This is a genomic window from Curtobacterium sp. MCLR17_042 (genome assembly GCF_003234695.1).
Classification (GTDB): domain Bacteria; phylum Actinomycetota; class Actinomycetes; order Actinomycetales; family Microbacteriaceae; genus Curtobacterium; species Curtobacterium flaccumfaciens.
This window is the reverse complement of record NZ_QKTD01000024.1, coordinates 1-14,474: the sequence shown is the minus strand read 5'-3', so window position 1 is coordinate 14,474 and position 14,474 is coordinate 1. Positions and strand designations below refer to the sequence as shown.

Here is a 14,474-nt window from a genome sequence, read left to right as displayed (position 1 = left end):
TCCTCTCGGTACCAGCCAGGCCGCTAGCGTTGTGGCATGCGCGTGGGAGTCCTCGACATCGGGTCCAACACCGGCCACCTGCTCGTGGTGGACGCCCACGGCGGCGCCGCGCCGCTGCCGGCGTCCTCGTTCAAGCAGCCGCTGCGGCTGGCCGAGCACCTGGACGACTCGGGCGCGGTGACCCAGCAGGGGATCGACGCCCTGACCGCCTTCGTCGCCGACGCCGTCCGTGTCGCCGAGGAACGCGGGTGCGAGGACATGCTCGCGTTCGCGACCTCGGCGGTGCGCGACGCCGGCAACTCCGAGGCCGTGCTCGCCCACGTCGAGGCCTCCACCGGGGTCGAGCTGGCCGTCCTGTCCGGCTCCGACGAGGCCCGGCTGACGTTCCTGGCCGTGCGCCGGTGGTTCGGCTGGTCCGCCGGTCGCCTGGCGGTCTTCGACATCGGCGGTGGCTCGCTCGAGATCGCCGGTGGCGCCGACGAGGCACCGGATGTCGCGTGGTCGATGCCGATCGGCGCCGCACGGCTGGCGCGCTCCTACTTCGCCGCCGGTACCCCGACCGAGGACGACGTCCGCCGGATCCGGCACGAGATCCGCGTCGAGATCGCCCGGGACGCCGGACGGCTGCTCCGCTCTGGCCGCCCGGACCGGGCCGTGGCGACATCGAAGACGTTCCGGTCGATCGCCCGCATCTGCGGGGCCGCGCCGTCCGCTGCCGGGCCCCTGGTGCCGCGCGCCCTCGACGGTGCGGTGCTGCGGCAGCGCCTGCCGGAGCTGCTGACGATGTCGGTCGACGAGCTCGCGGCGTTGCCCGGTGTCTCACCGAGCCGGGCGCACCAGGTGGTGCCGGGCGCGCTCGTCGCCGAGGCGTGCCTGGACATCTTCGACCTGCCCGCCCTCGAGATCTGCCCGTGGGCGCTGCGCGAGGGTGTCATCCTCGAGCGGCTCGACCAGTTGTCGGTGCTCGGCAACTCCCAGTAGTGACCGTTATGGTCAGTACATGACCAGATCGGACACTCCCCGTGCGCTCGTCGCCGGCGCACTCTGGATGGTCGCGGGAGTCGGCTGGCTCGTCGGCGAAGCCGTCTCGGCGTCGGCGTTCCCCGGCTACAGCTACGCGACGAACTACATCTCCGACCTCGGGGTCCCCGACGGCGGCACGTTCCAGGGGCGGTCGATCGACTCACCGCTGCACGTGCTCATGAACGCGACGTTCATCGGGCAGGGCGTCCTGTTCGGGATCGCAGCGGTGCTCGCCGCCGTGGTGTTCCGCGCCGCGTCCCGCCGTGCGCGGATGGCGACCGCGGTCCTCGCCGTGGTCCACCTGGTCGGGATGGTCCTGGTCGGCTCGTTCCACGGCAGCCAGACGAGCACCGACGGCGGCACCATCGTGTTCCACGTGCTCGGCGCCGCGGCAGCGATCACGACCGGCAACCTCGTGGCGATCACCGCCGGCATCGGGTCCCGGGCGCTGCGGGCACCGGCGGCCTACCGGATCGCGAGCGTCGTGCTCGGGATCGTCGGCCTCGTCTCCCTCGTGATGCTCGTCGTGGACTCGTCGTCGACGGTGATCGAGGTGCTCCCCGACGGCGTGTGGGAGCGTGCGTCCGTGTACACGATCGTCGCGTGGGAGCTCCTGACCGGGATCACTCTGCTGGTCGCGGGGACGCGGCGCCTGCGGACGGCGCGGGCTTCGGCGGTCGGCGCGTGACCCGCCCTGCGCGCCGTGCTCGCCCCTCCGCCGAGGAGATCAACGGCGGCGTCCTGGACATCACCGCCGGACTCATCGCCCGACGCGGCATCAAGGACACCGCCGTGCAGGCCGTCGCCGACCAGGCCGGCTACTCGAAGGCGGGCATCCTCGCCCGGTTCACGAGCAAGGAGCTGCTCGTCGAAGCCGCGCTCGCGCAGTGCACCGCGCAGACCGAGGCGATCCGGGCAGCTGCCACCGCCGCCCCCGTGGGGGAGACCCGCGACGCCGCGGCGCTCGCGGGGATCGCCGACCTCGCTCTCGTCCGGCCGGGGTGGGCGGAACTCGCGCTCGCGGCGTTCACCCTGCGGCGCGGGGACGACGTCGGCGTCCGGCTCGAACCGGTCGCAGCGACGCTCCTCGACGTGTTCGGCATCGACATGGCCGACGCCACGGCCACCCCGCTCGACCGGCGTGCACGGGTCTCCGGGGCGTTCGGTGCGATCGTGATGCTCGCGCTGACGTACGAGACCGAGGCTTCCGCGGCGGAGGCCCGGCCGCACATGCTGCAGATCGGATGGGACGCCCTCGGCCACGACGGGCCCGTGCCGCTCGGGGCCGTCGGCTAGGCCCGCTCGGACCTCGGCGGAGCGAGCAGCCACGGACGGATCAGCTTCGTCACGAACGGCAGCACCCAGAACGTCATGATCGGAGTGAGCACGACGGTCGTGATGAGCACCCGGGGCAGGATCGCGACGTGCGCGAACGCGGGGACGAGCCAGGCCGTCAGGTACGTGAACGCGAGGTTGACCGGAAAGAAGCCGAGCCAGATGCTCACGGACTGTTTCCACCGCGGGGGAGCGCTCGAGGCCGGGGCGTCCTGCGGGACGTCGAACCACCCCTCGATGCCGGTGCGCTTCTCGACGCGGGACTCCACCACCAGGTCACGGCCCAGGTCGAGCCAGCGCAGCCGGTCGTCGGAGTTCTCCCACGTGGCCAGGGAGTCGTGGTCGGCGAACCGGTAGAGCATGTGCCACTCGCGGGACTGCGCGGTGGAACGCACCCACCCCGAGCCGAGGAAGCCGGGGTAGCGGTTCGCCAGGTTCACCCCGGACTGCACCCAGCGGGTGACCTCGGGGATGCGATCGGGTTCGACCAGGCGGGTGACGGAGACGGTGACGGGCGGGCCTGCGGTCTCGGATGACGACTGCAGGCTCCCAGGCTCTTGTGGAGTCATCCGACCAGTGTCGCGGACCCGTGTTTCCGGCTCGTGACACGTGCCTCGCGCGCCGGCTGAACGGATCCGCGTCGTCCTTCGACCACCGTCCCAGGTGGGTGCAAGACGATCATCTGGCGAACGCACCACCGAGAGGACCCCGATGCCCCACCCCGAGCCCACCACCACCCTCGTCGCCACCGTCGACGGGCCCGACGGCGGCACGTACGAGGTGCGGCGGCTGACGCTCCCGGTTGGTGCGTCGACCGGCTGGCACCAGCACGACGCACGCCAGACGGGTCTCGTGGTGCGCGGGGCGCTGACGCACGTCACCGAAGAGGCCACTCGGGTCGTCGGGCCGGGGCAGGCCCTGGTCGAAGAGCCGCGCATCGTGCACGACGGCCGCAGCACCGGCACGGAGGACGCCGAGCTGCTCTACGTCGCCCACCTGCCGGCGGGTGCAGCGGCGTCGACCCCGGGCGAGGCGCCAGCCAGCGAGGGGCCGGTCCGCAGCGCGCTCGTGACGGTCCCGCTGGGGCGGCCGCAGTTCGTCCACGCCCTGCGCTACACCGCGATGTACGCGCCGAAGCCCTTCGCCGAGGCCCTGCTCGTCTACCGGGACAACGGCACGTACACGATCCTGTCCCCGGGTGAGGACCACCACGGCTGCTACGTCTCGGCGACCGATCCCGCCGAGGGGATGCGGCACGTCGCGTTCATGTCGTGGCCGTCCGCGGACTGGGGCCGGAACATCGCATCGCACACCCTGACCTTCGAGGCCGCGAGCGGCGCGTTCACCCAGGAGCTCCGGTTGCCGGGTGACCCGGTCCCGCGGGCGCAGTACGGGTACGCGGTGCCCGTCGAGGACCCGGAGTCGATCGACACCGGCGCCGGGTGGGCAGCGCTCCGCCAGCAGTACGCCGAGGTGTTCACCGCGCTCGAGCGCCTGGCGGGCGGCGGGTCGACCGCGGCCTGAGCCGTCAGCTCGCCTGCTTCTTGGCGGCGGGCTTCTTGGCCGGGGCCTTCTTCGCCGGTGCCTTCTTCGGCGCCGACTTCGCGGGGGCCTTCTCGGCCGTGCTCTCGGCAGCCTTCTTCGCGGGCGCCTTCTTCGCCGGCGCCTTCCTGCCGGAGCCGGACGTGCCCGAGCCGGAACCGGACGACGACCGTGACGTCGACGACGAACGCGACCCCGAGCCTCCCGTCCGCTTCTTGTCGACGGACGCACGCAGGGCGGCCATCAGGTCGAGCACGTCACCGCCCTCGTCGTCGTCGTCCTCGTCGTCCTGCGCGCCGAAGGTCTTCTCGGTGTCGATGTCGTCGCCCGCCTCGAGCTTGGCGTCGATCAGCTGCTGCAGTTCCTCCTGGTAGGAGTCGGTGTAGCGGTCGGGGTCGAAGTCGGTGGACATGCTCTCGACGAGCGAGGACGACATCTTCAGCTCGTTGGCGCTGACCTTCACCGTCGTGTCGAGGGTCTTGAAGTCGGCCGCACGGACCTCGTCGCCCCAGAGCAGTCCCTGCAGCAGGATGACCTCGTCGTGCACCCGGAGCACCCCGAGCCGCGTCTTCTGCCGCAGGGTGAACTGCACGATCGCCAGACGGTCGGTCTTCGCCAGGGTCTCGCGCAGCAGCACGTACGCCTTCGGCGAGCGCGAGTCGGGCTCCAGGTAGTAGGTCTTCTCGAACATCATCGGGTCGACCTGCTCGACGGGCACGAACTCGAGCACCTCGACCTCGTGGGACTGCTCCTCGGGGAGCTGCTTGAAGTCGTCCGCGGTGAGCACCACGGTCTTGTCACCGTCGTCGTAGGCACGCTGGATGTCCGCGTACTCGACCTCGTGGCCGAACTCGCACACCCGCTTGTACCGGATGCGGCCCTTGTCGTCGTCGTGGACCTGGTGCAGGGACACGTCGTGCGTCTCGGTGGCCGCGTAGACCTTGATGGGCACGTTGACGAGCCCGAACGCGATGGAGCCCTTCCAGATCGACCTCATGCGCACATGATGCCCGCCCGCACGCGTGCGTGCCCGGAGCCGTCGGTTCCTCCACAGGTCGGCCGTCCGGGGGATCGTTCCACGGATGTCCGGTTCGCTGGACCGCCGCGAGGCCGGCGCGAGCACGATGGGCCCATGAGCCAGCTCGACAAGCAGGACCCGCGCGACCAGTTCCCCCGTCCGCCGTTCCCCGCGCAGACCCAGCAGGGGTCCGGGCTGGCGAGTGCCATGGACCCCGCCCCCGACCACGGCGAGACGAGCTACCTCGGCACCGGGCGGATGCGCGGGTACCGGGTGCTCGTCACGGGCGCGGACTCCGGCATCGGGCGCGCTGCGGCGATCGCGATGGCGAAGGAGGGCGCCGACGTCGCCCTGAACGCCCTGCCCGAGGAGCGCGAGGACCTCGAACAGGTCCGCGACGTCATCGGTGACCTCGGGTGCAAGGCCGTGCTGCTGCCCGGCGACCTGACGGACGAGGCCTTCTGCGACGTCCTGGTGCAGGACGCCGTCAGCGAGCTCGGCGGCCTCGACGCGCTCGTGCTGGTCGCGGGCCACCAGCAGGTGCACGAGGACGTCACCGAGCAGAGCACCGAGGACTTCGACCGCACGATGAAGGTCAACCTGTACTCGCTGTTCTGGCTCGTTCGTGCCGCGGTCCCGCACATGGCACCGGGCAGCTCGATCGTCACGACCAGCTCGGTGTCCGCGTACCAGCCGCAGGACCGCATGATCGACTACGCCGCGACGAAGGCCGCGATCATCACCTACACGAACGGGCTCGCGCGGCAGCTCGCCAGCAAGGGCATCCGTGCCAACACGGTGGTGCCCGGGCCGGTGTGGACGCCCCTGCAGCCGATCAGCTACCCGGGCGACGAGATCGCGGCGTACGGCCAGGACACCCCGTTCGGTCGTCCCGCGCAACCCGTCGAGCTCGGCAGCGCCTACGTCTACCTGGCCGGGCCCGAGTCGTCGTACACGTCCGGCACGACCCTGACGGTGGCGGGAGCGACCGGGGTGGCGCTGTGAGTCCCGCTTCGCGCAAGACCGTCGTCCTGGTCGGGGACCGTCGGCTCGCGCTCACGAACACCGACAAGGTGCTCTACCCCGAGACCGGCACCACGAAGGGTCGGGTGATCGAGTACTACGAGCGGGTCGCGCCGTGGATGATCCCGCACGTCAAGGACCGCCCGGTGACCCGGAAGCGCTGGGCGAACGGTGTCGAGGGCAAGGTCTTCTTCGAGAAGAACCTGCCCGACTCGGCCCCCGACTGGGTGCGGCACCACACCATCCACCACTCGGAGCACGACAACGAGTACCCGATCGTCGACGACCTGCCGACCATGGTGTGGATGGCGCAGCAGGCCGCGCTCGAACTGCACGTCCCGCAGTGGCGGTTCGGCCCACGCGGCGCGCAGCAGAACCCGGACCGGCTCGTCCTCGACCTCGACCCGGGTGACGGCGTCGGGCTGCCCGAGTGCGTCGAGGTCGCCGTGGCCGCGCGCGAGATCCTGCACGGCATGGGGCTCGACCCGTACCCGGTGACGTCCGGCTCCAAGGGCATCCACCTGTACGCGGCCCTCGACGGCAAGGCGACGACGGCGCAGGTCTCCGACGTCGCCCACGAGCTGGCCAAGGCCCTCGAGACGGACCTGCCGGACCTGGTGCTGTCGTCGATGAGCCGTGCCGAGCGGAAGGGCAAGGTCTTCGTCGACTGGTCGCAGAACAACGGCAACAAGACGACCATCGCCCCGTACTCGCTGCGCGGCCGCGAGCGGCCGACGGTCGCGGCGCCCCGCACCTGGAAGGAACTCGAGGAACGCGGGCTCGCGCAGCTCACGTTGGACGAGGTCCTCGAACGCCTGGAGGCCCGTGGGGACTTCCTGCACCCGGTCGCCTCCGCCTCGCTGGCCGTCGGGCGCGACGACCACGGTCACTGGGACAGCGACCGGACCGAGCGGGCGAACGACGCCGAGCAGCCCGCACGTGACCGGCTCGCCGCCTACCGGGCGAAGCGGGACGCCTCGAAGACGCCGGAACCCGTGCCCGAGGGCGCTCCCACCGTGCGGAAGGACGGCACACCGACCTTCGTCATCCAGGAGCACCACGCCACCCGCGACCACTACGACTTCCGGCTCGAGCACGACGGGGTGCTGGTGAGCTGGGCCCTGCCGAAGGGCGAGCCGACCGACCCGGGCAAGAACCACCTGGCCGTGCAGACCGAGGACCACCCGCTCGAGTACGGGGCGTTCGAGGGCACGATCCCGAAGGACGAGTACGGCGGCGGCACGGTCACCATCTGGGACGACGGCACCTACGAGCTCGAGAAGTGGCGCGAGGGGCAGGAGGTCATCGTCACGCTGCACGGTCGGGCTGGCGGCGCTCGCCGTCTCGCGCTGTTGCACACCCGCGGCCGTGGCGGCGGGGACGAGAAGAACTGGCTCATCCACCGCACGAAGGAACAACCCGAACGGCTGGCGGACGCCGGCGGCTCTGCCGGGCCGGCGGTGGCGCGACGGTCGGAGCGGCCCTCGGACGGCCACGGCGATGCGCACCGGGCCGGGCAGCGACGGATCAGCGGGACCGCGGACGCCGAGACGCCGCCGTCGGAGCGCCGGACGATGCAGGCGACCCTGGCCAAGGGGGAGCCCCGGCTGGACCCGGCCGACTGGGCCTTCGAGATGAAGTGGGACGGGGTGCGCGCGCTGGCGACGGTCCGCGACGGGTCGGTGACCCTGCGCAGCCGCAACGACAACGACCTGACGGCCCAGTACCCAGAGCTGCAGGAACTGGGCGAGCGGGCCGGCGTGGACGGCGTGTTCGACGGTGAGATCGTGGCCGTCGACGATCGCGGCCGACCCTCGTTCCAGCTGCTCCAGAACCGCATGGGCCTGACGAAGGCGCGCGAGGTCCGGAGCGCGCAGGAGACCACGCCCGTGCGGTTCCTGCTGTTCGACGTGCTCGAGGCGGACGGGCACGAGCTCACGCGGCTCGGCTACGACGCCCGGCGGCAGGCACTCGAGACGGTCGTGGACCCCGGCGGTGCGATCGACGTGCCGCCGGCGGTGCAGGGCGACCTCGACGCGGTGTTGGCCGCATCGCGCGAGCAGGGACTCGAGGGCGTCGTCGCGAAGAAGCGGTCGTCGAAGTACGCCGAGGGGCGGCGGTCCGAGGCCTGGCTGAAGCTGAAGCACCACGCCACGCAGGAAGTCGTCGTCGGCGGCTGGAAGCCGGGCAGCGGTCGACGTGCCGGCGGGATCGGGTCGCTGTTGCTCGGAGTGCCCGGCCCCGACGGGCTGGAGTACGTCGGCAAGGTCGGCACCGGGTTCCGTGACCGCGACCTCGACGAGATCGCCGGGGTCCTCGCACCGCTGGAACGGAAGACCCCGCCGTTCGTCGACGTCCCACGACCTGACGCTCGGGATGCGCACTGGGTCACGCCGAAGCGCGTCGGCGAGGTCGAGTTCGCCGAGTGGACCGGCGACGGACGGCTCCGGCAGCCGTCGTGGCGTGGGTGGCGCGTGGACAAGGACCCGGACGACGTCGTGCGGGAGACCTGACCCGCGCTCCGGCCTCGGCTCCACATGCGTGCGCATGGGGTCCGCCGCTGGCGAACATCCGTCCCCCGTACCGAGTCTGCGCGGGGGACAGTGTCGGCACCGCTGGCCACGATCGGCCATCGGCTGTTACGTTCGCCGGGACGAAGGGGGCTTCGAAGATGAACTCGAGCAAGTACCTGCCGCCCTACACGGCCGCAGAACGCGTCGCGATCACGGGGGACGACCTGTCACAGCGGACCGTCGAACCGGGCAGCGGCGCCACGGAGACCGAGGTCCGGTACGCGGACTTCCTCGCTGACGAGGACGACGACTGACCGGGGCGGTCTGAGCGGCTGACCGCCCGGCGGGCGGGACAGACCCGACGGCCCGCACGCTGGATCAGGGAGCGCACGGACCGTCGCCGGGGCACGTGACCAGCCGGTTCAGGGAGACCGACCACGAGGCCCCGCACCGGGCTCGCCGAAGCGCGACCGGTGGGTCCACTGGTGAGACGTGCCGAGTGACGGGATCGTCACACGAGCGGCAAGAAGAATCGCCGGGCGACCTCGATGGTCGCCCGGCGATCTCGTCTGTCCGGGGGGATCCTGTCGGATCAGGACGGGGTCAGGCCGCGGGTGCAGGGCCGTCGGAGGGCGCCGCGTGGTCGGCCACGGGCGCGTCTTCCTCGATGAGCTCGTCCTCTTCCGGCTCGACCACCTCGGCCGCGGCGGCCTTGGCCTCGTCGATGGACTCCTGGGAACGGCGGAGCAGGTCGTCGTCGTGTGCTGCCTGATCGGTCATGCACAGCAACCTACGCGGGCGTCCCTGTGTCGGCGTCCCGACGGCGGGCTCCGTGCGTCGGGTCGTGCCGGCCGGTGTGCGGTGGCTCGAAGTCCACCGCTGACGTCGGTGCGGGCGTCGAGGGCATCGCCGGGGCGGCCGGGGAGCCGAACGCGTCGGCGGCGTCGAGCACCGCACGGGTGGCGGCCACGGCCGTCCGGAGTGCATCGCGGACGGGCATCGCCCGGTGCGCGGGGGTCCGGACCTCGACGCCCCACGGCTCGTCGAACCCGAGTTCGCGCACGGTCCGGACGAAGCCGGGCAGGTCCCACGCTCCGGCACCGGGCAGGTACCGTGCCGTCCGGGACTCCTCGGCGAGGGTCATCCCGCTCGGGGTGTGCAGCAGTCCGTCGCTCAGCTCGACGGCTGCGAGGACCCCGGGTGCGACGCCCTGCCGGATCGACGCGAGGGTGGAACCGCCGCGGAGTGCGTGCATGGCGTCGATGAGCAGGCCGCCGTTGGGGTGTCCGGCAGCGGCGACGAAGCGGGAGGCCCGTTCGATCGTGGGCAGGTTGGACCACGGTTCCGGTTCGAGCACGAGCTGCGCTCCGACCGCTTCGGCCTGGTCGGCGAGCACGACCCAGTCGTCGGCCATCGTCGCGGGGGAGGCTCCGGGCAACGAGGTGTCGGCGCGCACCACCACCTGCCAGGCGCTCAGCGTCGCCGCGGCCTCGAGCACGACCCCGCGGTCGGCGTCCTCGTCCTGGGTGCGGCTCGTGCACGTCCACCACCGGTCGAGTGGTCCGAGCTGGACCCAGACGATGCCGGCGGCGTCGAGCATGCGGCGCAGTTCGGCGAAGCCCGTCGTCGCGCGGACCTCGTGCAGGTCGTCGAGGGACAGCGACAGGCCGGCGAACCCGGCGGCGCCGACGGCGTGCACGCGGTCGCGGATGCTCTCGTCGCCCGCCCACGTCCAGGACGTGGCGAGCAGGTCGTGTTCCAGCACGGTGGTACCTCCGGCAGTCCCGAGGTGTCCGCGTCGCCCCGTCGCGATGCGCCGCCCCGTGTCCGCCGCGGGCCCCACCCGCGACGATGCCCAAGACTTACCCGTGCTGCCTGCGAACGCTCCCAGCCCGTCGACACATCGCCGACACGTGCTTCAGGCGATCCGGGTCCGGACCTCGCCGACGCCGGCGATCGTGCCGACGAGCACGGCGCCGCGTTCGAGCACGCCGACACCGTCAGGAGTGCCGGTCATCACGAGGTCGCCGGGCGCGAGCGCCACGGACCGTGACAGCGCCGCGATCGTCTCGGCGACCGACCAGATCTGGTCGGCCAGGTCGCCCGACTGCCGGAGTTCCCCGTCCACCGTCAGCTCGATCGTGCCGCTGTTCGGGTCGACCTCGGCCGCCGGGGTGATCGCCCCGATCGGTGCCGAGGCGTCGAAGCCCTTGGCCGTGTCCCACGGGCGCCCGAGTCGCTTCGCCTCGGCCTGCAGGTCGCGGCGGGTGAGGTCGATCCCGACGGCGTACCCCCACACGTGTGCGAGCGCGTCGGCGACGGCGATGTCCGTGCCGCCGGTGCCGATCGCGGCGACGAGCTCGACCTCGTGCTCCAGTTGCTGCGTCAGCGGCGGGTACGGGGTGTCGGCGCCGTCGACCACGACCGCGTCTGCCGGCTTGGTGAAGAAGAACGGCGGCTCGCGGTCCGGGTCGTGGCCCATCTCACGGGCGTGCGCCGCGTAGTTCCGGCCGACGCAGAACACCCGGCGGACGGGGAAACGCGCGCCCGTCGTCGTGGGCACGGTCGGGAGGCTCGGGGCCGGGATGACGAGTTCGGTCACGGTCCCAGCGTGGCAGGCTCGCAGGGCATCGGTTCAGCCCTCACCGAAGGACGCCTCGTCCTTGAGCTTCCGCGCCCGTGCGCGCTCCTGGCGTTCGCGCCATTCGATGCGCATCTGCGCGAGTTCCGCCTCGGCGCCCTTCGCACGCATGAGCGGACCGTAGTGGGGGCTCGCGAGGAGCCGTGGTGTCGTCATCTCTCGGTTGTCGAGCCACCGCTTGAACTCGTCATCAGTCAGCGTCGAGATCATCTGCGAGCACTCCTTCCTGTTGTCCCCGGGCTTTCGCTCGCGCTGCCTCGGAGTCAGCGAGCGCCGAGGACGTCCACGTGTCGTCGTCGGTCGTCCAACTGCGGGTCACCAACGCAGCCGACATCACACCGGCGGCCGCGCGCTGTCCTTCGTCGTCCGAGGTCGCCCGGTCGGCGACCCATGACCAACGCTGCCACCACAGGTCGCGGTGCACCGAGAACTCTGCATTTCGCCGTCCTGCGCGCCCGTCGAGCACCGAGGCGACGAGCGCACCCAGCGCGACGGACGCGCTCGTGACCGACACGAGCGCGCTGATCCAGCCGATGTCCATGCCGGAACCCTGACAGCACAGAACCGGCCACACGGCGGGCGTGACCGGTCCTGTGGAGGGTGCTCCGGGCCTCCACGCCTGTGGAGGAGTGCGTCAGTTGCCGGGCGCGGCCGCCTCGGTCTCGCCCGCACCCGGGTCGCCGCCGGTCCCGCCGCTGGCGGGCTCGTCCTGCGGCCAGCCCGCGAACTCCCAGCCCGCGAGGGACGGGTGGTCCTCGCCCTTCGTGTACGCGAACGTCCGCGCGGCGTCACGCGCCTCGGACAGCTTCGTGAGCAGGTCGCCGTGCGCCTCGGCGTCCACCCGCGTCAGGGCGTCGTGGGCCAGGGCGAAGCGGTCCATCTCGTTGCGCATGAGCATGTCGAACGGCGAGGTCGTCGTGCCCTGCTCGAGGAACCCGTGCACGTGCAGGTCGTCGTGTCCGTTCCGGCGGTACGTCAGCTGGTGCACGAGCGTCGGGTACCCGTGGAACGCGAAGACCGTGGGCGTGCCGGGCAGGAAGAGCGCGTCGTACTGCTCGTCCGGGATCGGGTGCTCGTGCTTGCGCGGGTCGCCGAGCGCGAGCAGGTCGACGACGTTGAGCACGCGGACCCCGACGCCGGGAGCGTGCTTCCGGATGATGTCGGTGGCGGCGATCGCCTCGACCGTGGGGACGTCACCGGCGCAGGCGAGCACGACGTCGACCTTCCCGACGGCCTGCTCGGTGCCGGCGAAGTCCCACACGCCGAGTCCGGCCTGCGCGTGCGCGACCGCGTCGTCGAGGGACAGGAAGACCGGCTCCGGGTGCTTGCCCGCGACGATCACCTCGATGCGGTCCGTGGTCTCCATCGCGTGCGCGGCGACGGCGAGCAAGGTGTTCGCGTCGGCCGGCAGCTTGATCCGGACGAGGTCCTGCTGCTTCGACGCGACGACGTCGAGGAACCCGGGGTCCTGGTGGGAGAACCCGTTGTGGTCCTGTCGCCAGACGTGCGACGAGAGCAGGAGCGACAGGTTGGACACCGGCACCCGCCAGTCGATGTCGGTCGAGGACTCCAGCCACTTGGCGTACTGCCCGACCATCGAGTCGATGATGTGGGCGAACGCCTCGTAGGTGTTGAGCATCCCGTGCCGACCGGACAGCACGTACCCCTCGAGCATCCCCTCGAGCAGGTGCTCGGACAGGACCTCCGTGACCCGTCCGCGTGCGGCGAGGTGCTCGTCGCCTGCGGCGCGCTGGGCTCGCCAGACGCGCGAGGTCACGTCGAAGACGGCGTCGAGCTTGTTCGAGATCGTCTCGTCCGGCCCGAACAGCCGGAAGGTCGAGGCGTTCTTCTCGATGAGTGCGGCGAGCCAGGGGCCGAGCGTACCCGTGGCGGACGCCGTGGAACCGGCCTCGACCGCGTACGGCTCGAGCGGCGGCCGGTCGAGTGCGGTCCGCAGCCGACCGCCGTTGCCGTGCGGGGTGGCACTCATCCGCTCGTCACCGGTCGGGCGGATCGTGGTCATGATGCCGACCGGGTGGCCGTCCTCGTCGAAGAGCTCCTCGGGGCGGTACGAGCGCATCCACTCCTCGAGCTGGGCGCGGTGGCCGTCGTCCTCGCGCACCGCGGGCAGCGGCACCTGGTGTGCCCTGAAGGTCCCCTCGACCTGTTCGCCGTCGACCTCCTTCGGGCCGGTCCAGCCCTTCGGGGTGCGCAGCACGATCATCGGCCAGCGCGGACGCAGGTCCGCGGCGCCGGCGGGCTGCCCCGCGGCGGCACGGGCGGCCTGGGCGCGGGCAGCGGCCTGTATGTCGTCGATGCCGGCGAGGGCACGTCGCAGGGCACCGTCGAACAGGGCGTGCACCGCGTACGGGTCGTCGTCGACGCGGCGGGAGTCGACCACGATCGGGTCGTAGCCGAGCCCGCGGAAGTACGCGGTGAGGTCCTCGTCGGGGATGCGGGCCAGGACGGTCGGGTTCGCGATCTTCCAGCCGTTGAGGTTGAGGATCGGCAGCACGGCGCCGTCGGAGACCGGGTCGAGGAACGTGTGCGCCTGCCACGAACCGGCGAGCGGACCGGTCTCGGCCTCACCGTCACCGACCACGCACGCGACGACGAGGTCCGGGTTGTCGAGCGCCGCACCGTAGGCGTGCGACAGCGAGTAGCCGAGTTCACCGCCCTCGTTGATGGATCCGGGGGTCTCCGGGGCGGCGTGCGAGGGGATGCCGCCGGGGAACGAGAACTGGCGGAAGAACCGCTGCAGGTCGACGTCCTGGTACAGCTCGTTCCACGTGCCGTCCAGCCAGGCGTTCGCGTTCATCGCCGGACCGCCGTGCCCCGGGCCGCAGATGTACAGGAACTCGCGACCGGTCTCCGTGATCAGCGCGTTGCAGTGCGCGTACACGAGGTTCAGTGCGGGGGAGGTGCCCCAGTGGCCGAGCAGCCGCGGCTTGACGTCATCGGGTTCGATCGGCCGGCTGAGCAGCGGGTTGTCCAGCAGGTAGATCTGCCCGACCGTCAGGTAGTTGGCGGCGCGCCACCAGGCGTCGACCGCCCGGAGCCGGTCGGTGGTGGAGATGTGTGCTGGAGCCATGGGTACACGGTACGAAACACCGGGTTGCGGCACCTCAGGAAACTCGTCCCAAACCGTTCGGGCGGGGGCGCCGAATGACTTGCACAGGGCAAAAGCCCAGGGCGCTCTCCGGTCACAGTTGGCCGGTACTCAGTGTGTGCACAGTGCACATTCGGCCACCGGCCGGAGCGCCTCCAGAGCAAAGGACTGATCACGATGCGTAAGAGCCTCAAGACCTCCATCACCCTCGCCACGACCGGCGCCCTCGTCCTCGGCGGTGCCGCGTTCGGGATCTCCTCCGCCCAGGCC

General features: G+C 71.6%; 15 protein-coding genes. 7 read left to right on the top strand and 8 right to left on the bottom strand.

Annotated elements, in window-relative coordinates; all coding sequences use genetic code 11:
• Window positions 1-36: 36 nt before the first annotated feature.
• Genes DEJ02_RS17335 through DEJ02_RS17325 form a run of 3 tightly spaced genes read left to right on the top strand, consistent with a single transcriptional unit; the run spans window position 37 to window position 2,319 of the window.
• Window positions 37-981, top strand: coding sequence for a Ppx/GppA phosphatase family protein (locus DEJ02_RS17335; RefSeq protein ID WP_111033954.1), 945 nt, complete (start codon window positions 37-39; stop codon window positions 979-981).
• Between the two features lie 19 nt (window positions 982-1,000).
• Window positions 1,001-1,711, top strand: a complete 711-nt coding sequence (locus DEJ02_RS17330; RefSeq protein WP_111033953.1) for a DUF998 domain-containing protein — start codon at window positions 1,001-1,003, stop codon at window positions 1,709-1,711.
• Window positions 1,708-2,319, top strand: coding sequence for a TetR/AcrR family transcriptional regulator (locus DEJ02_RS17325; protein WP_181440414.1), 612 nt, complete (start codon window positions 1,708-1,710; stop codon window positions 2,317-2,319). Before DEJ02_RS17330 ends, DEJ02_RS17325 begins: the two co-directional genes overlap by 4 nt.
• Here the strand turns inward: DEJ02_RS17325 and DEJ02_RS17320 are convergent.
• Window positions 2,316-2,927, bottom strand: coding sequence for an antibiotic biosynthesis monooxygenase (locus tag DEJ02_RS17320; RefSeq protein WP_035809639.1), 612 nt, complete (start codon window positions 2,925-2,927; stop codon window positions 2,316-2,318). The genes DEJ02_RS17325 and DEJ02_RS17320 overlap by 4 nt on opposite strands.
• 142 nt (window positions 2,928-3,069) lie before the next feature.
• On the opposite strand from DEJ02_RS17320, the gene DEJ02_RS17315 reads away from it, so the two are divergent.
• Window positions 3,070-3,882: a cupin domain-containing protein gene (locus tag DEJ02_RS17315; RefSeq protein WP_111033951.1), complete on the top strand. Its 813-nt coding sequence runs from the start codon at window positions 3,070-3,072 to the stop codon at window positions 3,880-3,882.
• A 4-nt stretch (window positions 3,883-3,886) separates the two neighbouring features.
• Here DEJ02_RS17315 and DEJ02_RS17310 read toward each other — a convergent pair whose 3' ends face one another.
• Entirely contained in the window at window positions 3,887-4,897 is a 1,011-nt protein-coding gene (locus DEJ02_RS17310; protein ID WP_111033950.1) for a Ku protein, read from the bottom strand.
• Window positions 4,898-5,032: 135 nt separating this feature from the next.
• On the opposite strand from DEJ02_RS17310, the gene DEJ02_RS17305 reads away from it, so the two are divergent.
• The 3 genes from DEJ02_RS17305 to DEJ02_RS18580 all read left to right on the top strand — a co-directional run bounded on the left by DEJ02_RS17305 (window position 5,033) and on the right by DEJ02_RS18580 (window position 8,768).
• Window positions 5,033-5,923: an SDR family oxidoreductase gene (locus tag DEJ02_RS17305; RefSeq protein ID WP_111033949.1), complete on the top strand. Its 891-nt coding sequence runs from the start codon at window positions 5,033-5,035 to the stop codon at window positions 5,921-5,923.
• Window positions 5,920-8,454, top strand: coding sequence for an ATP-dependent DNA ligase (locus tag DEJ02_RS17300; protein ID WP_111033948.1), 2,535 nt, complete (start codon window positions 5,920-5,922; stop codon window positions 8,452-8,454). The genes DEJ02_RS17305 and DEJ02_RS17300 overlap by 4 nt, the downstream gene beginning before the upstream one ends.
• Window positions 8,455-8,612: 158 nt before the next feature.
• Window positions 8,613-8,768 carry a hypothetical protein gene (locus tag DEJ02_RS18580; protein ID WP_164941141.1) on the top strand — a complete coding sequence of 52 codons (156 nt, stop codon included), beginning with the start codon at window positions 8,613-8,615 and terminating at the stop codon, window positions 8,766-8,768.
• Window positions 8,769-9,057: 289 nt separating this feature from the next.
• On the opposite strand, the gene DEJ02_RS18575 is transcribed toward DEJ02_RS18580, so the two are convergent.
• From DEJ02_RS18575 to DEJ02_RS17275, 6 genes are all read right to left on the bottom strand, one after another.
• Window positions 9,058-9,234, bottom strand: a complete 177-nt coding sequence (locus tag DEJ02_RS18575) for a hypothetical protein (RefSeq protein WP_164941140.1) — start codon at window positions 9,232-9,234, stop codon at window positions 9,058-9,060.
• A gap of 10 nt (window positions 9,235-9,244) precedes the next feature.
• Complete coding sequence (locus DEJ02_RS17295; protein ID WP_146249331.1) at window positions 9,245-10,219, bottom strand: sugar phosphate isomerase/epimerase; 975 nt, start codon at window positions 10,217-10,219, stop codon at window positions 9,245-9,247.
• A gap of 153 nt (window positions 10,220-10,372) precedes the next feature.
• Window positions 10,373-11,056, bottom strand: a complete 684-nt coding sequence (locus tag DEJ02_RS17290) for a fumarylacetoacetate hydrolase family protein (protein ID WP_111033946.1) — start codon at window positions 11,054-11,056, stop codon at window positions 10,373-10,375.
• Window positions 11,057-11,089: 33 nt separating this feature from the next.
• Window positions 11,090-11,305: a hypothetical protein gene (locus DEJ02_RS17285; RefSeq protein WP_111033945.1), complete on the bottom strand. Its 216-nt coding sequence runs from the start codon at window positions 11,303-11,305 to the stop codon at window positions 11,090-11,092.
• On the bottom strand, window positions 11,286-11,636 hold the full coding sequence (locus DEJ02_RS17280) for a hypothetical protein (RefSeq protein WP_071404872.1): 351 nt from the start codon (window positions 11,634-11,636) through the stop codon (window positions 11,286-11,288). Before DEJ02_RS17280 ends, DEJ02_RS17285 begins: the two co-directional genes overlap by 20 nt.
• 93 nt (window positions 11,637-11,729) lie before the next feature.
• Window positions 11,730-14,186 carry a phosphoketolase gene (locus DEJ02_RS17275; RefSeq protein WP_111033944.1) on the bottom strand — a complete coding sequence of 819 codons (2,457 nt, stop codon included), beginning with the start codon at window positions 14,184-14,186 and terminating at the stop codon, window positions 11,730-11,732.
• Window positions 14,187-14,474 lie beyond the last annotated feature (288 nt).